Below are 23,783 nucleotides of genomic sequence, written 5' to 3' on the forward strand. Positions count from 1 at the left end.
ACCCCCTTTGGTATTCGAGAATGGAGTGACAGGGATGGAAACAGATAACAAGATGACAGAAATAGCTTTTCAAATTATTCTTTTTGCTGGAAATGGTCGTTCATGTGCGATGGAAGCAATACAAGAAGCAAAAGAGGGGAATTTTGACGAGGCGGATCGGTTAATAGAAGAGTCAAGTGCAGAACTTGGAAAAGCGCATGGTTTTCAAACGAAATTACTCCAAGAAGAGGCGAGTGGAAATGGAGCAGGTGTGAACGTAATTTTAGTTCACTCTCAAGATCATTTAATGACTGCTATTACTGTTCGCGATTTAGCTACTGAGATAATAGAAATCTATCGTAATAAATAAGTTGGGGGTTTCAAAAAATGACTGTTCAATACAAATTTCCTGAAGGTTTTTGGTGGGGAAGTGCCACATCTGCAACGCAAATTGAAGGTGCAGCAAATGAAGCAGGAAAAGGAAAAAACATTTGGGATCATTGGTATGAGGCAGAGCCAAATCGCTTTTTTGATAATGTAGGACCTGGAAATACTTCTAATTTTTATTATCAATATAAAGAAGATATTCAATTGATGAAGGAAATTGGACATAATTCGTTCCGCCTATCTATTTCGTGGTCTAGATTAATTCCAAACGGACGGGGAGAAGTTAATCCAGAAGCAGTGAGCTTTTATAATAATGTAATTGATGAGCTTCTAGCTAATGGAATTGAGCCATTCGTTACCCTGTATCATTTCGATATGCCATTAGAAATGCAGAATATCGGTGGCTGGGAGAATCGTGAAGTAGTGGATGCATACCAAGCATATGCTTTGCAAGCTTTCCAACTATTTGGTGATCGTGTGAAAAAATGGTTTACATTCAATGAGCCGATTGTTCCTGTTGAAGGTGGATACTTGTACGATTTTCACTATCCGAATATTGTCGACTTTAAAAAGGCAGCACAAGTTGCTTATCATACAGTTTTAGCACATGCAAAAGCTGTCCAAGCTTTCAGGGGTTGGAATAAAGACGAAGACACGAAAATTGGGATTGTCTTAAATTTAACTCCATCTTATCCAAGAAGCCAAAATCCGTACGACTTAAAAGCGGCAAATATTTGTGATTTATTCTTTAATAGAAGCTTCTTAGATCCTGCTGTTCTCGGCGAGTATCCAGAGGAATTGGTAGAAATACTACGTGAACATGGACAAATGCCACATGTAGAACAAGGCGACTTAGAAATAATAAAGGAAAATACAGTGGATATCCTTGGTGTTAACTATTATCAGCCACGCAGAGTAAAAGCAAAAGAGCATTTACCTAATCCATATAGTCCTTTTATGCCAGAATGGTTCTTTGATCCATATGAGATGCCAGGCAGAAAGATGAACCCTTATCGTGGCTGGGAAATTTACGAAAAAGGAATTTACGATATCATGGTGAATTTAAAGGAAAACTACGGAAATGTAGAGTCCTTTATTTCTGAAAATGGCATGGGAGTTCAAGACGAAGAGCGTTTCTTGAAAGACGGACAAATTCAAGACGACTATCGAATTGAATTCATTGAAGGCCATTTACAATGGTTGCATAAATCCTTAGAAGAAGGCTGCAATGTAAAAGGATATCATCTATGGACATTCATGGATAATTGGTCTTGGTCTAATGCCTATAAAAATCGCTATGGTTTTATTTCAGTAGACATAAAGACACAACAAAGAACGCCAAAGAAAAGTGCCCACTGGTTTAAAAATGTAGCAAAAAATAATGGGTTTTAAAGAATTTTCTTATCCATCACATAATGGACAAAAGATCTCGTCTATTGCTAATGAGAACTCGAGGGATTGGTTGGGAGTTCCATTGTTTGAATGGCGCAACTAACTAACCATCAGTTCGTGTCAGCCTAACTGATGGAAGGTTCACTTTATCATTTCTGATAAAATATTTTCAAGATATAAAGGATAGGTTCTGATCAAGGATTAAGATCAGAACCTTTTTGAGTAAGAATGTTTTTTGAATAGAATAATACCTCAAAAATTATTGAGCGACCAAGCTCCTATGAAATAACAAGCAACTTACCTTGTTATAATAGCTGGAAGGAATTATATTTATATAGTATTAATGTAAATTTATAAAGGAAGGAGACTTTATTTTGTTAAGCTCCCGAATGAAACAAGTTTTACGTGAATTATTGGCAGCGGATACACCTGTTACAGGCGAATATTTAGCTACTGTTAATCATGTTACTGCTCGAACAACGAGAGAAGATATTAAAAATTTAGATGCGCTATTAAACAATCATGGTGCCAAAATAATCTCTGTTATATCCAAAGGCTATACATTAGAAATTTGGGATAAGCCTGTCTTCCAACAATACTTACATTCAATCTTTGTAGAAAACACTCTGTCTCATGTTAGTATTCCTAAAACACCTGAGGATAGGGTTACCTATATTATTATCCGTTTTTTATTAAATGACCATTATCTTAAATTGGATGATCTTGCAGATGAATTATTTGTAAGTAAGTCTACGATTCAACAAGATATTAAAAATGTGAAAGAGATTCTGCAAAAATATGACATTACACTTGAGGCAAGACCAAATTATGGACTTAAGGCAGTAGGGGATGAAATAAAGGTTCGTTTTTGTTTATCAGAATATGTACTTGATCGAAAAAAACAGTCAACCAATACAATTGACAGCCCGCTTCCTTCCATTTTTGACGACGAGAATATGGAAGCTATTCAAGAAATTATTTTAAGACAAATAAAGAAGTACCAAATAACCCTTTCTGATATTGCTATAAATAATTTATTCATTCACATTGTCATTGCTCGAAAACGAATTATTAGTGGTCATTATGTGGCGATATTCCATGCAGATATGGATGAGATTGAACAACAAAGGGAATATCATGTGGCAAATGAAATTGCAAAAGAAGTAGAGGAACTATATCAAATTAAGTTTCCGCAAGCAGAAATAGCCTATATTGCCATGCACTTACTTGGAACAAAGCTAGTTACCCAGAAAAAAGGTCATATTGATCATGTGATTGAGGATGATATTCTTCAGCTAGTTGATTTTGTCTTGGCAAAGATGGAAGAAAAACTCGATTTAGGGATTTCGAAGGATGAAGAGCTTATCTTTGGCATGAGCATGCATTTGAAGCCAGCTGTTAATCGAATCAAGTATGGCATGAATATTAGAAATCCGATGTTGCAAGAGATTAAGAACAATTATCCACTTGCTTATGAGGCGGGAATTATTGCAGGACTGGCAATTAAAGAGTATACAGAAATTGAAATGGATGAGAATGAGATTGGCTATTTAGCTTTGCATATCGGTGCGGCAATGGAAAGAAAAAAATTACATTCAGGTCCAAAGCGCTGTCTTGTAGTTTGTGCTTCTGGCTTAGGAACAGCACAGTTAATTTATTACCGATTAAAATCTTATTTTGGAAGCAACTTAGAAGTGATTGGGACAACCGAATATTATATGCTTGATCAATATAATTTAAATGAGATTGATTTTATTGTAAGCTCCATTCCAATCAAGGAAAGCTTTGCTGTACCTGTGATAGAGGTAAATGCGATTCTAAAGGAAAGTGATTTAAAAGCAATTGAAAAATTTATTTTAACGCAAAGTAATCATCAGCCAATGGAATCATTTTTCCTTCAAGATCTTGTTTTCTTTAAGCAAGCATTGCATACAAAAGAGGAAGTATTAGCCTTTTTACATGGACAATTAATGGAGCAGGGTTTTGTGGGGAAAGCCTTTTTAGAAGCAGTATATGAACGGGAAAAAGTGGCCCCAACCTCTTATGGAAATTTGGTTGCAATCCCACATCCAATTACTCCGCAGACAGAAAAAACATTTTTATGTGTTTGCACGTTAGATAAGCCCATTGACTGGAATAACAATCCGGTGCAAATTGTCTTCTTACTATGTGTGAAAAGAAATAGCCAGGAAGACTTGCAAGAAATGTATGATGTCCTTGGGAAATTTATCGAGGATCATTCGAGCGTTCATAAAATATTAAAAGCAAGCTCTTATGAGGAATTTTTACGAATAATGAAAGAAGCATAAATAAGAGGAAGTATGCACTTAAAAAATAGTTTAAAAAAAGTGGGAATCTACCTTTTCGGTAATATTCCCACTTTTTAAATAGCTTTTTTCTTATTCTGCTACGTCAGCCCACTTATACTCATAAGTTGCTCCAAATGGATTTACGAATACGTTTTGAACTTTTGGTGAAATTAGTTGTGCTCTAGATGCTTGGTAAACAGGTGCAATTGGTGCATCTTCAAATAATAATTTCTCTGCTTTTAGGAAATTTTCATAACGAGCAACATTATCTGTTGCATATTTTGTTGCAGTATCGCTAACTAACTGATCATATTCTTTATTGGAATATCCAGTTTTATTGTTTCCTCCGTCTGTAATCCACAGGTTCATGAATGTATATGGATCAAGGAAGTCTGGACCCCATCTAGAAAGTTGAAGCTCATATTGCATATTAGTATCTAAGTCAAGTCGTTGCTCTTTTGGAACTTGTTTGATGTTAACTGTTAGTCCTTCTAAGTTTGTTGATAGCTGATTAGCAACATATTGGATTAATGTTTTTGTTGTCGCATCATCATCTGCTAAAAACTCAAGCTCTACTTTATCAGTACCTAACTCTTCTAAACCTTTTGCCCAGTATTCTTTAGCTGCTTCTAAATCATAGGATACAAGATCGCCGCTAACTTCACGGAAGTCTTCTCCAGTTTCTGGCATTGGAGTGAAGTCTGTTGGAACAAGTCCATCCGCTACGATAGAACCGTTATTTAAGATTTCGTTAACTAAAGCCTCTTTGTCAAATGCGCGGCTAATAGCTAGACGAATATTTTGGTTTGCTAAAGCCTCAGATGTTGTTTGGTTAAATTTAAGGAAGTAGACAAATGTATCTGCTGAAACCACATAATTCTCATCTGTTGAATATTGGTCAACTAAATCAGATGTAAGATCCATACGGTCAACAGATCCCTTTTCATATAAGTTAAGTGCTGTTTGTGGATCTTTTACTACTTCAAATGTTAATTTATCCATTTGAACTGTGCTTGCATCCCAATAATTATCGTTCTTTGCAAGTACCCATGAATTACTTGTGCTATCCCAATCGGACATTGTGTAAGGTCCGTTTGCTAATAGGCTTTCAGAACTTGTTGCAAAGCTATCCCCTTTTTCCTCCACAAACTTTTGATTAAGTGGTAAGAATGTGCCGAATGTAGTTAATGTTTCAAAATAAGGAGTTGGGTTTTCTAATTCTACAACAAGTGTATAATCTCCATCAGCTTTTACTCCTAGTTGGTCAACAGCAAGTTCACCACTGCTGATAGCAGAAGCATTTTTGATTACGCCATTCATCATATATGGACCATATTCTGATCCAGTATCAGGATTGACAGCACGTTGCCATGCGTAAACAAAGTCATTTGCTGTAACTGGCTCTCCATTTGACCACTTAGCATCTTCTCTTAATGTAAAAGTCCAAGTTAAACCATCTTCACTAACGGAATGCTTTGTAGCAATACCAGGTGATGGTTGTGTATCTTTATCTAAGCGGTAAAGACCTTCCATAGTAGCTCCTAAATAGATAAATGAAGATTCATCTGTAGCTAAAGATGGATCCATTGATGGAATGGCCTCAGGATTTAAAAAGTTAAGGACCTTTTCGCCGGAATTTTTTTCATTGTCGTCTGCATCTGTAGAAACGTTGGTATTATCACCAGAGCATGCTGCTAATACACTTAGCACAAATGCGAAAGTGAGAAGTAATAACCAATTTTTTCGCTTCATGAAGTATTCCCCCTGTTATTTATGTTTGTTAATTCTGAATATTGTATATGTAAAGAACATTCAAAACTATAAAAATGATTATACCTATTAATTAGTCAATTTGTAAAGTATTGTTGGATAATTATTGAAGAGATTAATATATTTGGGGATGATTTCTTTGTTTTTATTGCATAGTGTGTTTTTTTATTTAGAAAAAAATAAGATACTAGAAAATATGGTATGATAGAATTGGAAAATAGTTTGTAAACTATTCAAAATGTGTAAATCTATGAGCGAATTGATAGGGAGGAAATAAGAATTAATGGAATGGAAGAATTTATATAGAGGCTTTATTATGGGAATTAGTGATTTAATACCTGGTGTGAGTGGTGGAACAATTGCCGTCATTTTGGGTATTTATGATCGTTTGCTAGATGCCATCAGTGGTTTTTTTAGTAAACGCTGGAAAGAGCAATTAGGTTTTTTAATACCGTTAGCGGTCGGAATGGGTACTGCTCTTTTATTGTTAAGCAGATTGATTGAATTTTTATTGGAAAATTATCATGAGCCCACACAATTCTTTTTTATTGGATTAATCATTGGTGTCATTCCACTTATGCTTAAGCAGGCACAGCCGAAAAAAAACTTTGGTTCCCGACATTATATTATTCTAGCATTAGCGGCTATTCTAATTGCTTCAATGGCTTTTTTAAACCCAGAAAAGACTACCGAACCAATAACCTCTTTATCTTTATTATCGGTCATTGGGTTATTTTTCTCTGGCTGGCTTGCCAGTATGGCAATGTTGCTTCCTGGAATTAGTGGCTCGTTTATTTTACTGCTGCTTGGTGTATATTCAACAGCCATTAATGCATTATCTACATTAAATATCCCAGTAATCTTGGTTATTGGACTTGGTGCAGTAGTTGGATTTATTGGAAGTAGTAAAGGGATTAAATATTCACTATCCCATTTTCCGCATATCACTTATGCAATCATTATAGGGCTAATTCTTGGCTCCCTTTTCGTTGTTTTTCCAGGAATGGTTACAGGAATAACAACCCTTATATTCTGCTTGATTACTTTTATATTAGGCCTTAGTGTAACAATGCTTTTTGGTTCGGAAAAAAAGCTTATTAAAGGAAAATCTGATAAATAATAACAGATTAACGTTTATAGGAAAGAGAGAGATTGGATGAAATATCGCAAAGCGACTGTTGACGATATCAACTTGCTAGTGGAAATGAGGAAAATTCAATTAGTTGATGAAGGAATTAAAGCTGATAAAGATATTGATAACGAGCTGAAAACTTTCTTTCAGAAGAAATTAGCTGAAGGAACTCTTATTCAATGGGTAGTAGAGGAAGAGGAGCAAAACGAGATCATAGCAACAGGAGCAATTGTTATTTATGACTTTCCTCCTTCCTATACTAATAAGAGTGGAAAAAAGGCTTATGTAACCAATATGTATACGAAAAATGATTATCGTGGAAAAGGAATTGCTACAAGTCTATTAACAAAATTAGTAGACGAAGCCAAAAACTTAAACATTACGAAAATGTGGCTAGGCGCTTCAAAGCTTGGTAGACCTGTTTATAAGAAGTTCGGCTTTAAGGAAACAGATGAGTGGATGGAGTTGGAGCTATAAAGAGAAAAAGGCTGTCCTGCTTTAGAGGGCAGTTTTTTTTAATTGTTGAGGGGTTTTTTATCAACAGTTTGTAGGCGAGAGTGGAGTTTGATTAAAGACCGTTTTGTTAGGAAAAAGGGAGGAAAGTAACAGAGAAAGCTAGCTCAGCAAAGAAATTTGCTAAAACAATCCACAACCTCAATCAAAATTTACAAAATAAAAGGAGCTCCCAAAAAAGGAAGCTCCTTGAGATTAACATCTATTAATTACGAATCAAATAATCAAAAGCACCTAAAGAAGCAGTTGCACCTGAACCCATAGAAATAATGATTTGCTTATAAGCACTGTCTGTACAATCTCCAGCTGCAAATACACCTGGTAGGCTTGTAGCGCCATGCTTATCAACAAGAATTTCACCCATTCTATTACGTTCAACAGTACCTTCTAACCAATCTGTATTAGGAACAAGACCGATTTGAACGAATACACCTGCAAGCTCGACATGTTTTTCTTCGCCTGTTTCACGTTCAATATAAGTAATACCGTCAACTTTATCAGTACCAGTAATTTCTTTTGTTTGAACATTTTTAAGAACTGTTACATTTGGTAGACTATAAAGACGCTCTTGTAAAACAGAATCAGCTTTTAATTCTGACATGAATTCAAGCACTGTTACGTGTTTCACAATTCCTGCCAAGTCAATAGCAGCTTCAATTCCTGAGTTACCGCCACCAATTACAGCAACATCTTTTCCAGTGAATAATGGTCCATCACAGTGTGGGCAATATGCTACACCTTTGTTCTTAAATTCTGCTTCACCAGGTACGCCAACATTGCGCCAGCGAGCGCCAGTTGATAGAATCACAGATTTACTTTTAAGTACAGCACCATTTTCTAACTCGATTTCTATTAAACCTTTTTTCTCTAGGCGTTTAGCACGTTGAAGGTTCATAACATCAATGTTATATTCTTTGACATGTTCTTCTAAACTAGCAGCAAGTTTTGGACCTTCTGTTTGTTTCACACTAATGAAGTTTTCGATAGCTAAAGTGTCCATAATTTGACCACCGAAGCGCTCTGCAACAATACCTGTGCGAATTCCTTTACGAGCAGCATAGATTGCAGCACTTGCTCCAGCGGGACCACCACCGACTACTAATACATCAAAAGGATCTTTGTCAGCAAATTCAGAAGCATCAGCTGTGCTACCCATTTTTGCTAAAATTTCTTCTAATGACATACGACCACTGCCGAATGATTCTCCATTAAGGAAAACAGTAGGGACAGCCATGATATCCTTGCTTTCTACTTCTTCTTTGAAAGCTGCCCCATCAATCATTGTATGTGTGATGCCAGGGTTTAATAGACTCATCACATTCAATGCTTGCACAACATCAGGACAGTTATGGCAAGTTAAGCTAATGTAAGATTCAAAGCGATAGTCACCTTTGATTGCTTTAATTTGATCGATTGCTTTTTGGTCTATTTTAGGAGCTCTACCACTTACTTGAAGTAAAGCCAATACTAAGGAAGTAAATTCATGACCAAGAGGGATACCGGCAAATGTGATTCCAGTGTCCTCACCGACACGATTTACACTAAAGCTTGGTGTTCTCTCTAATTGGGTATTTTCTACTTTAATGTATGAAGACATAGTAGCTAGTTCATCAACTAGTGCTAGCATGTCGCGGGAAACATCATCAGAACCCGCGCTAACCTTAAGAACTACATCGCCTTCCATCATTTGCAGATATTGATTCAGTTGCCCTTTTATCTCATTATCTAATAACATATAGAGCCACTCCCTTAAATTTTACCAACAAGGTCTAGGCTTGGCTTAAGTGTTGTGCTACCTTCTTGCCATTTTGCTGGGCAAACTTCACCTGGATTGTTGCGAACATATTGTGCAGCTTTAATTTTGTTTACAAGTGTGCTAGCGTCACGGCCGATGCCATCTGCGTTGATTTCAACAGCTTGGATTTTACCATCTGGATCGATAATGAACGTTCCGCGATCTGCAAGACCAGCTTCTTCATTTAGAATTTCGAAATCACGAGAGATTTTTTGCGTTGGGTCACCAATCATGATGTATTCGATTTTACCGATAGCATCTGAATGATCATGCCATGCTTTATGTGTGAAATGAGTGTCTGTAGAAACAGAGTACACTTCTACACCAAGGTCTTTTAATGTAGCATATTCATTTTGTAAGTCTTCTAGTTCAGTTGGGCAAACGAAAGTGAAATCAGCTGGGTAGAAACAGAAAATGCTCCATTTACCTTTTAAGTTTTCTTCTGTTACTTCAATAAATTCACCTTTTTGAAATGCTTGAGCTTTAAACGGCGCAACTTCTCTTCCAATAATTGACATCTTTTAAATTCCTCCTATTATGAATAAAATTTATTACTAGTTTAGACGAATAATCCAAACTTATGCAAATAATAATTATTACAATTCAACATTTATTATTATATAAACCTAATTATTTTGTCAAGGATAAGATAGAACTTAATAATAATTATTTTAATTTTTATATACCATATTTCTCGCTTCCTTTTGTAAAAAGTAGATAACATTCGTATGAAATTTAAGTTATTTTTGTTGCATATTCAGTGATTTTCATTTGTTAAGGGTTTTTCTCAATTAAGGACCATTAACAAAATTTATTCGTAAAAGTCTTTCCCTCTACTAAACTTGTAGAAGGAATTTTAATCGTTTTAGTAGAAAACAGTATATAATAATTTTCGATAATTTAAAAAATTAAGTTATTTTATGGCGGGAAGGAAGTTTTAGATGAAACTAACATCTAGGGAAATGGAAAAATTAATGATTGTAGTTGCTGCAGATCTTGCCCGTCGCCGGCAAGGTAGAGGCTTGAAATTAAATTATCCAGAATCGATTGCCATTATTACATATGAAGTCTTAGAGGGTGCGAGAGACGGCAAAACAGTAGCAGAGCTGATGCAATATGGAGCAACTATTTTGAAAAGAGAGGATGTAATGGAAGGCATCCCGGAAATGATCCCAGATATACAGGTAGAGGCAACCTTTCCTGATGGAACGAAGCTTGTTACCGTTCATAATCCCATACGATAAAGGAGAAGTGCAATGATTCCTGGTGAATACGTTTTGAAAAAGGAAGAAATTATTTGCAATGAAGGAAAAAATGCTATCACAGTAAAAGTGCTAAATAAAGGAGATCGTCCCGTTCAGGTTGGTTCTCATTTTCATTTTTATGAAGTAAATAATTCCTTGCAGTTTAGTAGAGAGGAGGCAGTTGGAATGCATTTAAATATCCCAGCCGGTACTGCTGTCCGCTTTGAACCGGGAGACGAAAAGGAAGTGCAGCTTGTTCCCTTTTCAGGGCAGAGAAAGGTCTATGGTTTAAATAATCTAACAAACGGTTTGGTATAAGAGATTGCGAGAAAGGAGGCTTATTGATGAGTTTTCGGATGACGAGAAATCAATATGCAGATATGTTTGGCCCAACAGTTGGAGACGCTATTCGCTTAGCAGATACAGAACTTTTTTTAGAGATAGAAAAAGACTATACGATATACGGAGATGAAGTAAAGTTTGGTGGGGGAAAAGTAATACGTGACGGGATGGGACAGCACCCGCTGGCTACACGGAAGGATACGGTTGACCTTGTCCTAACAAATGCCATTATTCTTGATTACACAGGAATATATAAGGCGGATATTGGCGTAAAAGATGGGAAAATTACAGAAATCGGAAAAGCTGGAAATCCTTTGTTGATGGATAGTGTCAATATAGTGATTGGAGCTGCTACAGAAGTAATTGCCGCAGAAGGAAAGATAGTTACGGCTGGTGGGATTGATGCACATATCCATTTTATTTGTCCTCAACAAATAGAAACGGCCCTTAGTTCAGGAGTTACTACAATGATTGGTGGAGGTACTGGTCCTGCAACAGGAACGAATGCAACAACATGTACACCGGGAGCTTGGAATATTCATCGCATGCTTGAGGCAGCAGAAGCCTTTCCGATGAATTTAGGGTTTCTTGGAAAAGGGAATGCATCAAGTGAAGACGCGTTGGCAGAGCAAATTGAAGCAGGAGCGATAGGCTTGAAGCTGCATGAGGATTGGGGGACTACAGCTGCAGCTATTGATACAAGTTTAAAAGTTGCGGATAAATATGATGTGCAGGTAGCAATACATACAGATACTTTAAATGAAGGCGGCTTTGTTGAAGATACCATTGCTGCCATTGATGGACGAGTTATCCATACTTATCATACAGAAGGCGCAGGTGGGGGCCACGCACCAGACATTATAAAGGCAGCTAGTTATTCGAATATTTTGCCATCTTCTACAAATCCAACAAGACCTTATACGATAAATACACTGGAAGAGCATTTAGATATGCTGATGGTTTGTCATCACTTAGATCCATCCGTTCCGGAAGATATTGCATTTGCTGATTCTCGTATTCGCAAAGAAACCATTGCAGCAGAAGATATTCTTCATGACTTAGGCATCTTCAGCATGATTTCATCAGACTCTCAAGCTATGGGAAGGATAGGGGAAGTAATTACTAGAACATGGCAAACAGCGGATAAGATGAAAAAGCAAAGAGGGAAACTGGAGGAAGACAAGGGAGTTGGCGACAACTTTCGTCTAAAGCGATATGTATCAAAATATACGATTAATCCAGCAATTGTTCATGGAATTTCTGATTATGTTGGATCCATTGAAGTAGGAAAATTAGCTGATTTAGTTGTATGGGATCCTGCTTTTTTTGGAGTGAAACCGGATCTTATTTTAAAAGGAGGATTAATTGCACATAGCATAATGGGGGATCCAAATGCTAGTATTCCCACACCACAGCCTGTTTTTTATCGGCCGATGTTTGCAAGTTTCGGTCGTGCAAAATACCAAACCTCGATGACATTTGTTTCAAAAGCAGCCTATGAAAAAGGAATTCATCAAGCGCTTAATTTGCAAAAAATAGTTAAGCCTGTTGCTGGAATAAGAAAATTAAAAAAAGCAGATATGCTTTTTAACGGAGAGACGCCAACCATTGAAGTAGATCCGCAAACCTATGAAGTGAAGGTGGATGGAAAGCTTGCAACATGTGAGCCAGCAAAGACGCTGCCAATGGCGCAGCGATATTTTTTATTTTGAGGTGATTAAGATGATTATTGAAAAGATTGTTGGAAATATAGCAACAATAGAAAAAAGAGCAAATCATGTAGAAAGAGTTTATTTGCACAGCGATGATTTATTAAAAAGAGTCCAGCGAGTGGTGACAGACCATGGGAAGGAAATCGGCATTCGCTTAGCAGATAAGAGGGAACTCCTTGATGGAGACGTATTATACATGGATGATAAGAATATGATTGTCATTTCTGTGAAGGAGGATGATGTTCTAACCATTCAGCCATTCAGCATCCAGCAAATGGGTGAAATTGCACACCAGCTTGGAAACCGTCATTTACCTGCACAATTTGAAGGCAATGAAATGATTGTTCAATATGATTATTTGGTAGAAGAATTATTACAGCAATTATTAATTCCCTATAAAAGAGAGAATCGAAAGGTAAAGCAGGCTTTCCGCCATATTGGGCATAGCCATGACTAATTCTTTATATCCATTGCTGCAGCTAAGTGATTCTAACTTTCCTTCAGGGGCTTTTTCTCACTCCTTTGGCTTGGAAACATATATCCAAGAAGGGACAGTGACGGATAAGCACAGCTTTTATAAGGCATTAACAATTTATTTAAAGAAACAGCTCGTCTATGTAGATGGTCTTGCCTTTCACTTAGCATATGAAGGAATCGCAACAAGTAGCTGGGATAAAGTTTTAGAAGTAGATAGAATTTTATACGTTTCCTCTCTAGCTGAAGAAACAAGAATGGGAAATAAAAGAATGGGGGAAAGGATGGCTAAGCTCTGCCAAGACCTCTATCGCTCTGCTAATATAACAAAATATATTTCCCATATAAAAGAAAAGGATGCTTTTGGACATACAAGCATTGTATTTGCGATTCTTGCTCACTATTTGAATGTGGAAGAAGTGCTTGCTATGAAAACCTATCTTTTCACATCCGTCTCTTCCCTTGTTCAAAATGCTGTGCGCGGCATCCCTTTAGGACAAACCAATGGACAAAAGATACTGGTTGAAATCCAGCCGTTAATAGATACGTGTGTGGATACCATTATGGGGTTAACAATAGATGATTTTGCGAGTGTTAGTCCCGGACTTGAGATAGCACAAATGAGGCATGAACAGTTACATGTCCGTCTTTTTATGTCATAAGTTTAATTATTTAGCAAATGGAGAGTGAAATAAATGGAAGCAATACGAATTGGAATCGGAGGCCCAGTTGGTGCAGGGAAAACGTTGCTTGTTGAAAAATTAACTCGTTCTATGCAACATGAGCTTAGCATGGCCGTTGTAACAAATGATATTTATACGAAAGAGGATGCATTATTTTTACTGAAAAATGGTGTGTTGCCAGAAGATCGAGTTATCGGTGTAGAAACAGGAGGATGTCCTCACACCGCCATTAGAGAGGATGCGTCAATGAATTTCGCAGCTATTGATGAGCTAAAGGAATTACATCCAGACTTAGAGCTAATATTTGTCGAAAGTGGTGGAGATAACTTGGCTGCAACCTTCAGTCCAGAGCTTGTAGATTTTTCTATTTATATTATTGACGTAGCTCAAGGAGAAAAAATCCCACGAAAAGGTGGGCAAGGGATGATTAAATCGGACTTGTTTATTATTAATAAAATTGATTTAGCTCCATATGTTGGTGCGAGCTTGGAAGTAATGGAGCGAGATACGATTGCAGCAAGAGGAGAGAAGCCTTATATTTTTACAAACTTGAAAGAGGAAATTGGACTTTCAGAAGTAGTGGAATGGATTAAAAAGCAAGCATTTCTCATTGGACTATAGATAATGACTTACACAGGTGTTTTGCAATTTTCTGCAAAGAAAAGACAACATAAAACAGTGCTTAGTGATTGTTATTATGAAGGAGCTATGAAAATTACGCGGCCAGTTTATTTAGAAGAAAGTGCACCATCCATTTATTGTATTCATGTAGGAGGAGGTTATGTGGATGGAGATAGATATAAAACATCCATTTGTGTGGAGGAAGACGCCGCAATCTCTGTTACCACCCAATCCTCTACAAAAATATATCGAACACCAATGGACTATGTGAAGCAAGATACGGTGATTACCCTTGAAAGAAATAGTATATTAGAACACTTTCCTGATCCTATAATCGCTTATGAACAAGCTAAATATTTTCAAAATACAGTTGTACATATGGAAGAAGGATCCTGTTATTTTGCTAGTGATATCATCACTCCTGGATGGGCGGCGGATGGGAGTTTCTTTAAATATGCATGGATTCGCTCCAAGCAAAAAATATATAGAAATAATAAACTAATCTTCTTTGATCATCTTTATTTGAAACCGGAAGAAGACTTTACATCTATTATGCAAATGGAAGGTTTTACCCATATTGGAACACTTGTACTTGTACATGACCAAGCGGATCGCTCCTTTTATCAAGAATTGAATCACTTAGTGGAAAAGGAGGAAGAGGATATCCGCCTTGGTATTTCCAAACTACCTGAAAATGGAGTCATTTTACGCATTTTAGCTTGTAATACCGGAGTAATTGAGAGAATCTTTCAATCAGTGCATACCTATGCACGGAAGTTTCTTTTAGGAAAAGAAGCACTTAGATGGAGAAAATACTAACATAATAAGTCAAACGGAGGAACATCAATAATGGAATTTGGATTGCTGTCCATCTTATTATTTGGACTAATACTTGGATTTAAGCATGCATTAGAACCAGATCATGTAATTGCAGTTTCTACGATTGCGAGTAGAAGCAAAAATTTATGGAATTCCTCTTTGTCTGGGGTATTTTGGGGAATTGGACATACCTTTACATTATTTGTATTTGGGTTAATTGTCATTGGATTAAAACAGGAAATATCAGATCCAGTAGCGATGTCTTTGGAATTTATAGTTGGCATCGTCCTTGTTTATTTAGGAATTTCAAATGTTTTTTTAAAAGAAAGAAAAACACATTCCCATCACAGAAATGGAGCAACTTCTTATTGGAAGTCCACTTTATTAGGATTAGTTCATGGGCTTGCGGGAAGTGCAGCAATGGTTCTATTAACGATGAGTACAGTACATACCATATGGGAAGGTGCAATTTATATCATTATTTTTGGTATAGGGACCTGTGTCGGCATGTTACTATTTACTACTGTATTAGGTGTCCCATTTGTATTCTCAAACAAAGGGGTAACGGTAAATGCCCTTTTTACAAAAATCACAGGAAGCATCAGTATCCTATTTGGAATTTATTATATGTATAACATCGGAATCAATGATGGTTTATTTAAGATTTGGATATAAGATCATTAAAAGAGGCTGGGACAAAACTAAATAACTAGTCTTTAAAGACGAACAATCTTTAATTTAGCTCTTAAATAAAGCTACTTTCTGATGGTTATCTATGTTTTTTAATATAGTTAAGTGTAAAAACTCAGTCGTTCCATTGCGCTACAGACGCACGATGCGCCGGGGAGGAAGCTAAGCCTCCTCGCTGCGCTGCGGGGTCTCAGCCTTTCCTCTATTTCCCGCAGGAGTCGAGCGTCCTCCGCTCCATTACACTTCGTTTTTAAACCTTTTTCTAAAAAACAAACACGAACTATAATGTAATTTAATTACATTATAGTTCGTGTTTGTTGTTGGTTGAAATGCTTATGTCTCAGCCTCTTTTAAATCCCTACTTTATTGAATCAAGACTGACTTCTTTCTACTCCTCCATGAATACTTTTTAAAACAATAAATAGTAATTAGTATTCAATAGAATTTTTCTTTTTAATAATAATTCAAATTAGGGAGAAGATAGTAAGAATAAGATAAAAAATGGTGGGAGACAATATGATCGGTCATAGTCTGAAGACAATCATGGTATTTGTTGGAGTTTACCTTCTTTATATTGTAATTTCTTGTGTCGTTGTTCCTTATTTTTATCATCCCAAGGCAGACCCTTTTTGGAAGCCAGCGACTAAACTCAATCAGAATGATAAAAAAGTGGTCTCGCCTGATAAAGTCGTTTTATTACAAGATAGGGAAGACTCAGGTTTAGCAAGGCTACAATTGATAAAGAATGCAAAGAAATCTGTTGATATATCTACTTATGCAATACATAAGGGACCATATGCAGATTTATTTTTCGGCTGTTTGTTTGATGCAGCCAATCGTGGTGTCAAAGTAAGGCTTTTATTAGATGGCATAGTCAATCAATTCAACAAAGATTTACGTTTATATAGCTATGCGATATTTACTCATCCAAATATTGAATTGAAGTATTATGAACCTCTTCATTTAGGAAAGCCTTGGACATGGAATAATCGATTTCATGATAAGCTATTTATCATTGATAGTGAACTTGCTATAGTGGGTGGAAGAAATATAGGGGATAAATACTTTAGCGCAGCAGGAACAAAAGGAGCGTCAAATGATCGAGATGTTATTGTATTTACAGAGGAACAAAAGGATACCAGTGTATTAATGAAAATAGATGATTATTATCAATATGTTTGGGAACATCCTTTTTCAAAGAATGCAGTTAAAAAAATATCACATAGGAAGATACAATTAGGGAAAGAAAAAGCGGAAGAAGCAATGGACCTTCTAACACATGCAAAAGATGTGTATCCATTGCCAATAGATAAAGCAATAGATTGGAAAAAAGATGCTTATTCAACTGACAAGGTATTTTTGCTGCACAATCCACATCAGCGGGTTAATAAAGATCCATTAATTTGGAAGGAACTAATTTCTTTAACCGAGCAATCTACAAAGTCCATTTACTTAGAAAGTCCATATATTGTTCCTACGAAGAAAATGCTTGAATATGTAAAGCCAGAGAAAATAAAAGTAGATCATTGGAAGGTGCTGACAAACTCTGCTGCATCAACACCTAATATGGTTGCTTTTTCAGGATATTGGTCAAACAGACACTATATCATTAATTGGGTCGATGAATTATTTGAATATCAGGAAAAGACAGAGTCCCTTCATGGAAAAACATATATTTTTGATGAAAAAATTAGTTTGATTGGTTCCTACAATGTAGATGCCAGAAGTACGTTCCTAAACACAGAAACCATGCTTTTGATTGATAGTGAAGAATTTGCTCACTTTTTGCAGAAAGAACTAAATAAAACGGTCGATAACCATAGTCTTCAGGTTTCAGAAGATGGAAGCTATAAAGCAAAAGAAGATGTAGAGCAAGCAGATGTGGCATTTTGGAAGAGAATAGCTATAAAAACTTTAGCTCCTATCATCAAATTGTTTGCATTTTTAGTTTAAAGGAAGAAGTGAATTAGATTATTTTCTAGGAAATATATAAATATATTGTTAAAAGCCTCCTTGTTTCACGTGAAACTTGGAGGCTTTAAATGGTTTAATAAAGAACCATACCTGCATGAGTTTATATTTTTTTAAAAGAAAGGTACAGGGGAATGGAAATTGTCTAATACAAAGGGAAAAGGTAAGCAATTGCTTTGCCCCCTATAAAAGGGAAGGTAAGCACAGGAATAAGGATACAAGAGAAGATTTTCATAGCTATTCAACTAAATAAAAAGAAAAGCCGGCATCTCGAAGAATGTGTGGCTTTAAGCAGGTGAATAATAACGGAATAAACAAAGCTTGAGGAATAAAGTTCATCAACCTAACCCAAAAAGTAAAAACAAAAAGCTACCTAATCAGGCAGCCTCTATCTCACTCATTAATGCATGCATATTCCCCTCGGAATCACGAAAGAAGGCCATCCAGGTTTCGGTAGTTCCCATCTTAGCAACAAGGTGTGGTTCACTTTCCATAAGAACCTTCTTCTTCCATAACTTCTCATAAGCTGATTTGATATCCTCCACTTGAAAATAGATGGTTGAGCTTAGATGATCAAATTCTTCATTTTCAGGTAGAGTGATGAGTAAACGCAAACCGTTACAAACAAAAAAGGCCATATTATCTGTTTGAAACAAAAGTGGAAGGTCAAGTTTTTCTTTATAAAAGTGAACGGCTTGTTCTAAATTTCTTACTGTTACGCCAATTTGTCCAATTTTTTGTATCAAAATAGTTCTCCTTTCTATGAAATTATCAGATAAATCCATTATATAGTATAAATATTTCCAAAATCTATCAAATATCTAATGGAGGATTTACTTTTAGAGTATGGAGGTATCTTAACTATATCAAATTTAAAAGAGTAATAATCTGTAAACTAGTTCATCCTGATAGGAAGAAGGGAGGATGAGGATGTTTTCTCTAGACGATCTTGATAAATTCGCATGGGCCTTTTTCGTTATATTGCCTATTGTTAGCTTGATTCATGCCTCTGGACACCATTTTTTTGTTTGGCTGTTTGGCGGAAAGGGTGATTTGATCGTTGGAAAGGGGAATGAGCTATTCTGTATTGGTCCCATCCATGTTCATTTGTTCTATTTTATAGATGCAACTTGCTATTATAAAGGAATTGAAGAAAAAAAGAGATGGCAACGGATTTTAATTCATAGTGGAGGAATTTTATTTAATCTATTGTCCGTTTTAGTAATAAATTTATTCATTATGCAGGATGTTTTCCCAAGAAGCTCCTTTTTCTATCAGTTTGCGTATTTCTCCCTATACTATATCTTCTTTGCGTTGCTTCCTTTTGATTATGGAGAAAATGCACCAAGTGATGGCAAGGCCATTCTATTGGCATGGAAACAGAAGAAGTAAGAGAGAAAGTGACTAATTTGGGAATAAATATTGCTCATTTGGGGTATATGACAAAAACTACAAGATCTATAGAAGGAGGAATGGCGTTATGTTAAACCAAGCGAGAAAAGAGTTTCATATAGTAAAAGGAATTGCTCCGAATGTAAATCAGGAAGCGTTATTTAATAATAAAAGAAAAGTGTTTCTATTTGGCTCTCCGAGTTATACAAATATTGGCGATCAGGCCATAGCGTATGCGGAAGAGAAATTTATTAAAAATTGCTTCCCTTACTATGAATATATTGAAATTATGGATTATGCAACAGAGGAAGGAATCGATTTAGTTAAAAAGATTATTAAAACGGATGATGTTGTTTGTTTTACCGGTGGAGGAAATTTAGGAAGCCTGTACTTGGATATTGAGGAGGATCGCAGAAAGGTCATCGAGTCATTTAAAGATTACCGAACGATTGTGTTCCCTCAATCTGCCTTTTTTGAGGATACAGAGGAAGGACAAGCAGAAAAGAAAAAAAGCCAAGAAGCATATAACAAAAATCCTAACCTCACTTTAGTAGCAAGAGAGAATCAGACATTAGAAATCTTAAAAGATACTTTCCAAGCAAATGTACTGTACACTCCAGATATGGTGCTATCCCTTTCCATTGAACCAAGGGACCTTGAAAGGGAAGGTGTTCTATTTGTTCTAAGAGCAGACAAGGAAAAAGTAACAGAAGAAAATTTTGTCTCAGACTTAATGAACTTGGTTGGAAAAGATAATCCAGTGGAACGAACGGATACGGTGCTTTCAGAAGTTGATGTGATTGATTATGCTGATCGTGAAACTCAATTATTAAAAATGCTTGATAAAATTGGTTCTAAAAAATTAATAATCACAGATCGGTTGCATGCAATGATCTTTTCAATTATCACAAAGACTCCTTGCTTGGTATTCGGGAATAGCTACGGAAAAGCGAAGCACTCGTATAATGATTGGCTACATGAATTATCATTTATTGAGTATACCGATAATAAGGATTTAAACGAGCTTCCAGCTATTATTGAAAGATTACAAAGTGTTGAGCCCAATAAGATTGATGTTAGAGAGGATTTTCAAGTGTTGAAGGATTTTTTTAGAGGGTAAAAGTAGTAAAGGAGTATCCGTTTAGGATATCTCCTCAGGCTGTCGAGAAAGTCTCGACAGCTTTTTTCACAATTTCACTATACAACATATAGTGGTTTGATAATATCTTGCGAACCATATATTGTGGTCGAAATCAATTAAAACATCAAAAACCCCCTTTTTTCAAAATCATACTTTTAAAAATAGGGGGTTTTTCTACAATCTGAGGAGTATCCGTTTAGGATATCTCCTTTTACTATGTAGTTTCCGATAATTTACTATGCTCCAAAAATTTTTGATCCATGGACTTCTTTCATCTCTAACTGAACAGATAGAACTGGAAGGTTAGCAGAGGTAATCCCTCCACCAGGAAGAATAATGATTTTTCCAGCAGCGTATTCGATATAACTTTTCAGCGTAGGTATATTATCTTCAATTTTAGTAGATAGAGGACCACCATGTGTTAATATCCGGTTTACCCGATGGGAAATGAGCCAGTCGATTGCTTGGTTCTTTAACTCAGGAGCAATATGATCAAAGGCCATATGAAAGGTAACCTCCAAACCAGTAGCAGCGGTTAAGCATCTTTCCATTGCTTCTTCATCAATCCATTGCCCTTTATTTAAACAACCAATTACCACTCCATTAACACCAAGCTGTTTAAAAAGATGAATATCCTGGCACATAATATCCACTTCATCTTCGGTATAAATAAAATTCCCACCTCTTGGACGAACAATTGCCATTACTTTAGTATTGGTATTTCGACAAAAGGAGATAGTTTTAGCAGCAACACCATAGCTAACAGTCGTTCCCCCTACAGATAGATTATCGCAGAGCTCAATCCGATCTGCACCATTTTGAATAGCTCTTGGGACGAGTGTGAAGTTTTCTACGCAGATTTCTTTTATCATTGTCTCAACACCTTTTAATTAACGTCTAATTTAGCAAGTGTACCATATATTTACTGTGAAAAATCGGTTATACTTGATGAAATATAAAATTTAGAAAATTAGGGAAATAAGGAGAGGGAATTGAGTGATATTACATACTTCTATTCAAGGAAAAGGAGAACCGATTGTATTTCTTCATACTGGTTTGCAAACAGGGTTAACAGATTTTGAGTATCAAAGAGCTTTTTTTCAAAGGCATTATCAGGTGATTTCTCCTGATTTAAGAGGGCATGGGCATTCTGTAGTATCCAATTTTTCTAATTTCTTTGATGAATCTGCTAATGATTTGTTTGAAACGTTGGAGCATGTAGGAATAGACTCTGCTCATATTGTAGGAGGATCAATAGGAGCATTGGTAGCCATCATTTTTGCAAAAAAGCATCCTAAAAAAGTAAAGAGTTTAACTATCTCGGGGATTATGCCCTTAAAGCCTGATAATTGGGAAGAGTTACATCTTAAAGACATAGAGCAACAAAGTCACCTTTTGCAAAAGGAAGAGGTAGCTGATTATTTCAACCAAATTCATAGAGGGGATTGGAGAGAAGCCCTTTTAATAACACAAGATTCAACGTGGTATCCATTTCATGAAATTAAGGATATACATGCATTAAAGATGCCGATTCTTTGCATAGTAGGCGAAGGAAAAAGAGACGAGATAGAGGGCGCTTGCTATTATCAAGAAATAAATTCGAATATGCACATTGCAGTTGTTCCTTTTGCGGCACATTTAGTTCAGGATGAACAGCCGGAGATTCATACTAAAATGTTAGATTCTTTTCTGATGAAATATGGCGATGCAAACATAAAAATGGGTGAGGAAAGTTAACCACTTATTAAAAAGTAAAGTATGAGTAAAATGTTTGTGGGAGAATAAATATCCTTTTTGTCTAGTTGGGGGACTCGTCCCCCAACTAGACAAAAAGGCCACCAAGCGAGAGCGCGGTAGCTGGAAAAAATTAAGCATTAAAAAAGAGAGCTTCCTTTTGTAAAGTAGAGTTTGACTAGAACACTACGAAAAGGAGAGGCTCTCATGAATCAATGTAACACAAAAATGCCATCATTAAAAGAATTGGAAAAAACTTTATTTCGAACACTACAAATGACCTTTCAAGAAATCCTTGTTCAAACATTAGAAAATTGGGATCAAGAGATTGCTCAGCAACGAGACAAAAGAAGATTTGCTTTACGTGATAAACGAGAAATACGAGTAGATACAGCGTTTGGAGCTGTGGAGCTGAAGCGTAATTATTATTTTGATCGTGTGACCAAAAAATATATTTGTCTATTAGATCACTATTTACAGTTTCAGGGGAATAAGGGATTTAGTCCACTACTAGAAGAATGGGGGTTAGAACTAGCGACGAATGGCTCCTCCTATCGAAAGGCGGTGGAAACGTTCGAACAATTTTTAGGCTATTCGGCGATGAGCCATGAAGCATTACGGCAACATCTTCTTCAAACAAACGTACTTCCCGCTAAGGAAAAACGCCCTTTTCAAAAGGTATTGTTCGTCGAAGTAGATGGATTATATGTGAAGAGCCAAGAAAAGAAAAAGCGTGGATGGGAGTTGAAATTCGCCGCTGTGCACGAGGGATGGAAAGAAAACGGAAAGCGAGTCAGACTCCGAAATAAAAGGCATTTTCTCTATGAAGGAAAAGAACCCTTTTGGGAAGCCTTTGAAACGTTCTTACAGAATCATTATGCGTATGATCCTACCCAAACCTTGCTTATTATTAATGGCGATGGAGCAGGCTGGATAACGGCATGTCGAGAGTATTTTCGGGAACGCGCCTTTTTCACCATGGATCGTTTTCATGTCGCTCGTTCAATGAAGCAACTAATGAAGAGCCATCCTCGATACCGCTACATGAAAAGAGCGTTAAAAAACTACCAGGTAGAAACATTACTTCTAGAGTTGAATAGCGCAGTAGGAACAATGGATACACCAGAAGAAGAAGAAAAACTAGAGCATTTCCTTGCCTTTTTAACGCATCATCAGGAAACCATAAAAGATTACCGTAGTTGGTTACAGGAAAAAGGTGTGGACACGACAGCGTATCGTCCAATGGGAAGTGCAGAGGCGATGATGAATCAATTAGCCAAACGATTAAAAAATGGAAGAGCATGGAGCAAAAAAGGGGTCATGAGCATGGCGCGCTTGTGGATTGGATTGAAGGATGACCTATCCATCCAAACGATATATGGAAAATGGGAAAAGACCACGGAAAAATCAAAGAAAGAGCATCGACCGAAAAGAAAAATACCCACAAAATTAGTAACAGAAACCGTGCGTCAGAACATGCCATACTTAAATCAAGCGATTGGAAAACCCATTCACTTTGCCTTACAGGGATTAAAAGGTTTTTAAAAAAAGAAAAAAACGAAATTTTGATGAAAGAAAACATTTAGAAAACGGATACAAAATTAGAAGTTTTACTTTATAAAAAGGGAGCTAAAAAAAACTCCCACAAAAACTTGACTCAATCAAAAGTAAAGTGGGTCTTGT

At 36.4% G+C, this 23,783-nt stretch carries 23 protein-coding genes; 18 read left to right on the forward strand and 5 right to left on the reverse strand.

The annotated features are described in order from the left end of the window. The first annotated feature begins 34 nt into the window (after nucleotides 1–34). The 3 genes from ACWNMZ_RS03835 (at nucleotide 35) to ACWNMZ_RS03845 (ending at nucleotide 4,067) form a co-directional block, all read left to right on the forward strand. Nucleotides 35–349, forward strand: a complete 315-nt coding sequence (locus tag ACWNMZ_RS03835; RefSeq protein ID WP_035416035.1) for a PTS lactose/cellobiose transporter subunit IIA — start codon at nucleotides 35–37, stop codon at nucleotides 347–349. Between the two features lie 17 nt (nucleotides 350–366). Next, a complete protein-coding gene (locus ACWNMZ_RS03840; RefSeq protein ID WP_048718634.1) occupies nucleotides 367–1,758 on the forward strand; it encodes a glycoside hydrolase family 1 protein in 1,392 nt (463 codons plus the stop codon). 374 nt (nucleotides 1,759–2,132) lie between these two features. Then, entirely contained in the window at nucleotides 2,133–4,067 is a 1,935-nt protein-coding gene (locus ACWNMZ_RS03845; protein WP_235250889.1) for a BglG family transcription antiterminator, read from the forward strand. A 90-nt stretch (nucleotides 4,068–4,157) separates the two neighbouring features. On the opposite strand, the gene ACWNMZ_RS03850 is transcribed toward ACWNMZ_RS03845, so the two are convergent. Next, nucleotides 4,158–5,819 (reverse strand): peptide ABC transporter substrate-binding protein, encoded by a 1,662-nt coding sequence (locus ACWNMZ_RS03850; RefSeq protein ID WP_109768069.1) that lies wholly within the window; start codon nucleotides 5,817–5,819, stop codon nucleotides 4,158–4,160. A 301-nt stretch (nucleotides 5,820–6,120) separates the two neighbouring features. Between ACWNMZ_RS03850 and ACWNMZ_RS03855 the strand changes: the two genes are divergently transcribed. Then, nucleotides 6,121–6,957 carry a DUF368 domain-containing protein gene (locus ACWNMZ_RS03855; protein WP_048718642.1) on the forward strand — a complete coding sequence of 279 codons (837 nt, stop codon included), beginning with the start codon at nucleotides 6,121–6,123 and terminating at the stop codon, nucleotides 6,955–6,957. A 36-nt stretch (nucleotides 6,958–6,993) separates the two neighbouring features. After that, a complete protein-coding gene (locus ACWNMZ_RS03860; protein ID WP_235250897.1) occupies nucleotides 6,994–7,446 on the forward strand; it encodes a GNAT family N-acetyltransferase in 453 nt (150 codons plus the stop codon). Between the two features lie 241 nt (nucleotides 7,447–7,687). On the opposite strand, the gene ahpF is transcribed toward ACWNMZ_RS03860, so the two are convergent. Together ahpF and ahpC are read right to left on the reverse strand one after the other, a co-directional pair. After that, nucleotides 7,688–9,217 carry an alkyl hydroperoxide reductase subunit F gene (gene ahpF / locus ACWNMZ_RS03865; protein ID WP_449598270.1) on the reverse strand — a complete coding sequence of 510 codons (1,530 nt, stop codon included), beginning with the start codon at nucleotides 9,215–9,217 and terminating at the stop codon, nucleotides 7,688–7,690. Between the two features lie 14 nt (nucleotides 9,218–9,231). Continuing rightward, a complete protein-coding gene (gene ahpC, locus ACWNMZ_RS03870; RefSeq protein WP_031535438.1) occupies nucleotides 9,232–9,795 on the reverse strand; it encodes an alkyl hydroperoxide reductase subunit C in 564 nt (187 codons plus the stop codon). Nucleotides 9,796–10,218: 423 nt separating this feature from the next. Between ahpC and ACWNMZ_RS03875 the strand changes: the two genes are divergently transcribed. The 9 genes from ACWNMZ_RS03875 to ACWNMZ_RS03915 all read left to right on the forward strand — a co-directional run bounded on the left by ACWNMZ_RS03875 (nucleotide 10,219) and on the right by ACWNMZ_RS03915 (nucleotide 17,815). Then, nucleotides 10,219–10,521: an urease subunit gamma gene (locus ACWNMZ_RS03875; protein ID WP_031535436.1), complete on the forward strand. Its 303-nt coding sequence runs from the start codon at nucleotides 10,219–10,221 to the stop codon at nucleotides 10,519–10,521. A gap of 12 nt (nucleotides 10,522–10,533) precedes the next feature. Then, entirely contained in the window at nucleotides 10,534–10,839 is a 306-nt protein-coding gene (locus ACWNMZ_RS03880; protein WP_031535434.1) for an urease subunit beta, read from the forward strand. Nucleotides 10,840–10,865: 26 nt separating this feature from the next. Beyond that, the gene (gene ureC, locus ACWNMZ_RS03885; RefSeq protein ID WP_154708663.1) at nucleotides 10,866–12,575 is read left to right on the forward strand and encodes an urease subunit alpha; all 1,710 of its coding nucleotides are present in this window, start codon (nucleotides 10,866–10,868) and stop codon (nucleotides 12,573–12,575) included. Between the two features lie 10 nt (nucleotides 12,576–12,585). Continuing rightward, nucleotides 12,586–13,032 carry an urease accessory protein UreE gene (ureE, locus tag ACWNMZ_RS03890; protein ID WP_154708662.1) on the forward strand — a complete coding sequence of 149 codons (447 nt, stop codon included), beginning with the start codon at nucleotides 12,586–12,588 and terminating at the stop codon, nucleotides 13,030–13,032. After that, on the forward strand, nucleotides 13,025–13,711 hold the full coding sequence (locus tag ACWNMZ_RS03895) for an urease accessory protein UreF (RefSeq protein WP_154708661.1): 687 nt from the start codon (nucleotides 13,025–13,027) through the stop codon (nucleotides 13,709–13,711). The genes ureE and ACWNMZ_RS03895 overlap by 8 nt, the downstream gene beginning before the upstream one ends. A 33-nt stretch (nucleotides 13,712–13,744) precedes the next feature. Continuing rightward, nucleotides 13,745–14,353, forward strand: a complete 609-nt coding sequence (gene ureG, locus ACWNMZ_RS03900) for an urease accessory protein UreG (protein WP_235250929.1) — start codon at nucleotides 13,745–13,747, stop codon at nucleotides 14,351–14,353. 3 nt (nucleotides 14,354–14,356) lie between these two features. Further along, nucleotides 14,357–15,172, forward strand: coding sequence for an urease accessory protein UreD (locus ACWNMZ_RS03905; protein ID WP_031535425.1), 816 nt, complete (start codon nucleotides 14,357–14,359; stop codon nucleotides 15,170–15,172). Nucleotides 15,173–15,202: 30 nt separating this feature from the next. Then, the gene (locus tag ACWNMZ_RS03910; protein WP_109768068.1) at nucleotides 15,203–15,847 is read left to right on the forward strand and encodes an urease accessory protein UreH; all 645 of its coding nucleotides are present in this window, start codon (nucleotides 15,203–15,205) and stop codon (nucleotides 15,845–15,847) included. Nucleotides 15,848–16,378: 531 nt separating this feature from the next. Continuing rightward, nucleotides 16,379–17,815, forward strand: a complete 1,437-nt coding sequence (locus ACWNMZ_RS03915; protein ID WP_235250931.1) for a phospholipase D-like domain-containing protein — start codon at nucleotides 16,379–16,381, stop codon at nucleotides 17,813–17,815. A gap of 395 nt (nucleotides 17,816–18,210) precedes the next feature. On the opposite strand, the gene ACWNMZ_RS03920 is transcribed toward ACWNMZ_RS03915, so the two are convergent. After that, nucleotides 18,211–18,618 carry a VOC family protein gene (locus ACWNMZ_RS03920; protein ID WP_235250939.1) on the reverse strand — a complete coding sequence of 136 codons (408 nt, stop codon included), beginning with the start codon at nucleotides 18,616–18,618 and terminating at the stop codon, nucleotides 18,211–18,213. A 145-nt stretch (nucleotides 18,619–18,763) separates the two neighbouring features. Between ACWNMZ_RS03920 and ACWNMZ_RS03925 the strand changes: the two genes are divergently transcribed. Further along, nucleotides 18,764–19,225: a hypothetical protein gene (locus ACWNMZ_RS03925; protein WP_031539288.1), complete on the forward strand. Its 462-nt coding sequence runs from the start codon at nucleotides 18,764–18,766 to the stop codon at nucleotides 19,223–19,225. Nucleotides 19,226–19,313: 88 nt separating this feature from the next. Further along, a complete protein-coding gene (locus ACWNMZ_RS03930) occupies nucleotides 19,314–20,345 on the forward strand; it encodes a polysaccharide pyruvyl transferase family protein (RefSeq protein ID WP_235250948.1) in 1,032 nt (343 codons plus the stop codon). Nucleotides 20,346–20,602: 257 nt separating this feature from the next. Here the strand turns inward: ACWNMZ_RS03930 and ACWNMZ_RS03935 are convergent, their stop codons facing one another. Then, nucleotides 20,603–21,238 (reverse strand): copper homeostasis protein CutC, encoded by a 636-nt coding sequence (locus tag ACWNMZ_RS03935; protein WP_031539286.1) that lies wholly within the window; start codon nucleotides 21,236–21,238, stop codon nucleotides 20,603–20,605. Between the two features lie 124 nt (nucleotides 21,239–21,362). On the opposite strand from ACWNMZ_RS03935, the gene ACWNMZ_RS03940 reads away from it, so the two are divergent. Next, nucleotides 21,363–22,103, forward strand: coding sequence for an alpha/beta fold hydrolase (locus ACWNMZ_RS03940; protein ID WP_235250950.1), 741 nt, complete (start codon nucleotides 21,363–21,365; stop codon nucleotides 22,101–22,103). 204 nt (nucleotides 22,104–22,307) lie between these two features. Next, nucleotides 22,308–23,645, forward strand: coding sequence for an ISLre2 family transposase (locus ACWNMZ_RS03945; RefSeq protein WP_449598271.1), 1,338 nt, complete (start codon nucleotides 22,308–22,310; stop codon nucleotides 23,643–23,645). Nucleotides 23,646–23,783 lie beyond the last annotated feature (138 nt).

The organism is Niallia sp. Marseille-Q9988 (assembly GCF_976954375.1).

Bases quoted from the DNA above. Each gene is read 5' to 3' on its own strand.
- ACWNMZ_RS03835 (WP_035416035.1), top strand. From the start codon at position 35: ATGGAAACAGATAACAAGATGACAGAAATAGCTTTTCAAATTATTCTT.
- ACWNMZ_RS03840 (WP_048718634.1), top strand. From the start codon at position 367: ATGACTGTTCAATACAAATTTCCTGAAGGTTTTTGGTGGGGAAGTGCC.
- ACWNMZ_RS03850 (WP_109768069.1), bottom strand. From the start codon at position 5,819: ATGAAGCGAAAAAATTGGTTATTACTTCTCACTTTCGCATTTGTGCTA.
- ACWNMZ_RS03855 (WP_048718642.1), top strand. From the start codon at position 6,121: ATGGAATGGAAGAATTTATATAGAGGCTTTATTATGGGAATTAGTGAT.
- ACWNMZ_RS03860 (WP_235250897.1), top strand. From the start codon at position 6,994: ATGAAATATCGCAAAGCGACTGTTGACGATATCAACTTGCTAGTGGAA.
- ahpF (WP_449598270.1), bottom strand. From the start codon at position 9,217: ATGTTATTAGATAATGAGATAAAAGGGCAACTGAATCAATATCTGCAA.
- ahpC (WP_031535438.1), bottom strand. From the start codon at position 9,795: ATGTCAATTATTGGAAGAGAAGTTGCGCCGTTTAAAGCTCAAGCATTT.
- ACWNMZ_RS03875 (WP_031535436.1), top strand. From the start codon at position 10,219: ATGAAACTAACATCTAGGGAAATGGAAAAATTAATGATTGTAGTTGCT.
- ACWNMZ_RS03880 (WP_031535434.1), top strand. From the start codon at position 10,534: ATGATTCCTGGTGAATACGTTTTGAAAAAGGAAGAAATTATTTGCAAT.
- ureC (WP_154708663.1), top strand. From the start codon at position 10,866: ATGAGTTTTCGGATGACGAGAAATCAATATGCAGATATGTTTGGCCCA.
- ureE (WP_154708662.1), top strand. From the start codon at position 12,586: ATGATTATTGAAAAGATTGTTGGAAATATAGCAACAATAGAAAAAAGA.
- ACWNMZ_RS03895 (WP_154708661.1), top strand. From the start codon at position 13,025: ATGACTAATTCTTTATATCCATTGCTGCAGCTAAGTGATTCTAACTTT.
- ureG (WP_235250929.1), top strand. From the start codon at position 13,745: ATGGAAGCAATACGAATTGGAATCGGAGGCCCAGTTGGTGCAGGGAAA.
- ACWNMZ_RS03905 (WP_031535425.1), top strand. From the start codon at position 14,357: ATGACTTACACAGGTGTTTTGCAATTTTCTGCAAAGAAAAGACAACAT.
- ACWNMZ_RS03910 (WP_109768068.1), top strand. From the start codon at position 15,203: ATGGAATTTGGATTGCTGTCCATCTTATTATTTGGACTAATACTTGGA.
- ACWNMZ_RS03915 (WP_235250931.1), top strand. From the start codon at position 16,379: ATGATCGGTCATAGTCTGAAGACAATCATGGTATTTGTTGGAGTTTAC.
- ACWNMZ_RS03920 (WP_235250939.1), bottom strand. From the start codon at position 18,618: ATGGATTTATCTGATAATTTCATAGAAAGGAGAACTATTTTGATACAA.
- ACWNMZ_RS03925 (WP_031539288.1), top strand. From the start codon at position 18,764: ATGTTTTCTCTAGACGATCTTGATAAATTCGCATGGGCCTTTTTCGTT.
- ACWNMZ_RS03930 (WP_235250948.1), top strand. From the start codon at position 19,314: ATGTTAAACCAAGCGAGAAAAGAGTTTCATATAGTAAAAGGAATTGCT.
- ACWNMZ_RS03935 (WP_031539286.1), bottom strand. From the start codon at position 21,238: ATGATAAAAGAAATCTGCGTAGAAAACTTCACACTCGTCCCAAGAGCT.
- ACWNMZ_RS03945 (WP_449598271.1), top strand. From the start codon at position 22,308: ATGAATCAATGTAACACAAAAATGCCATCATTAAAAGAATTGGAAAAA.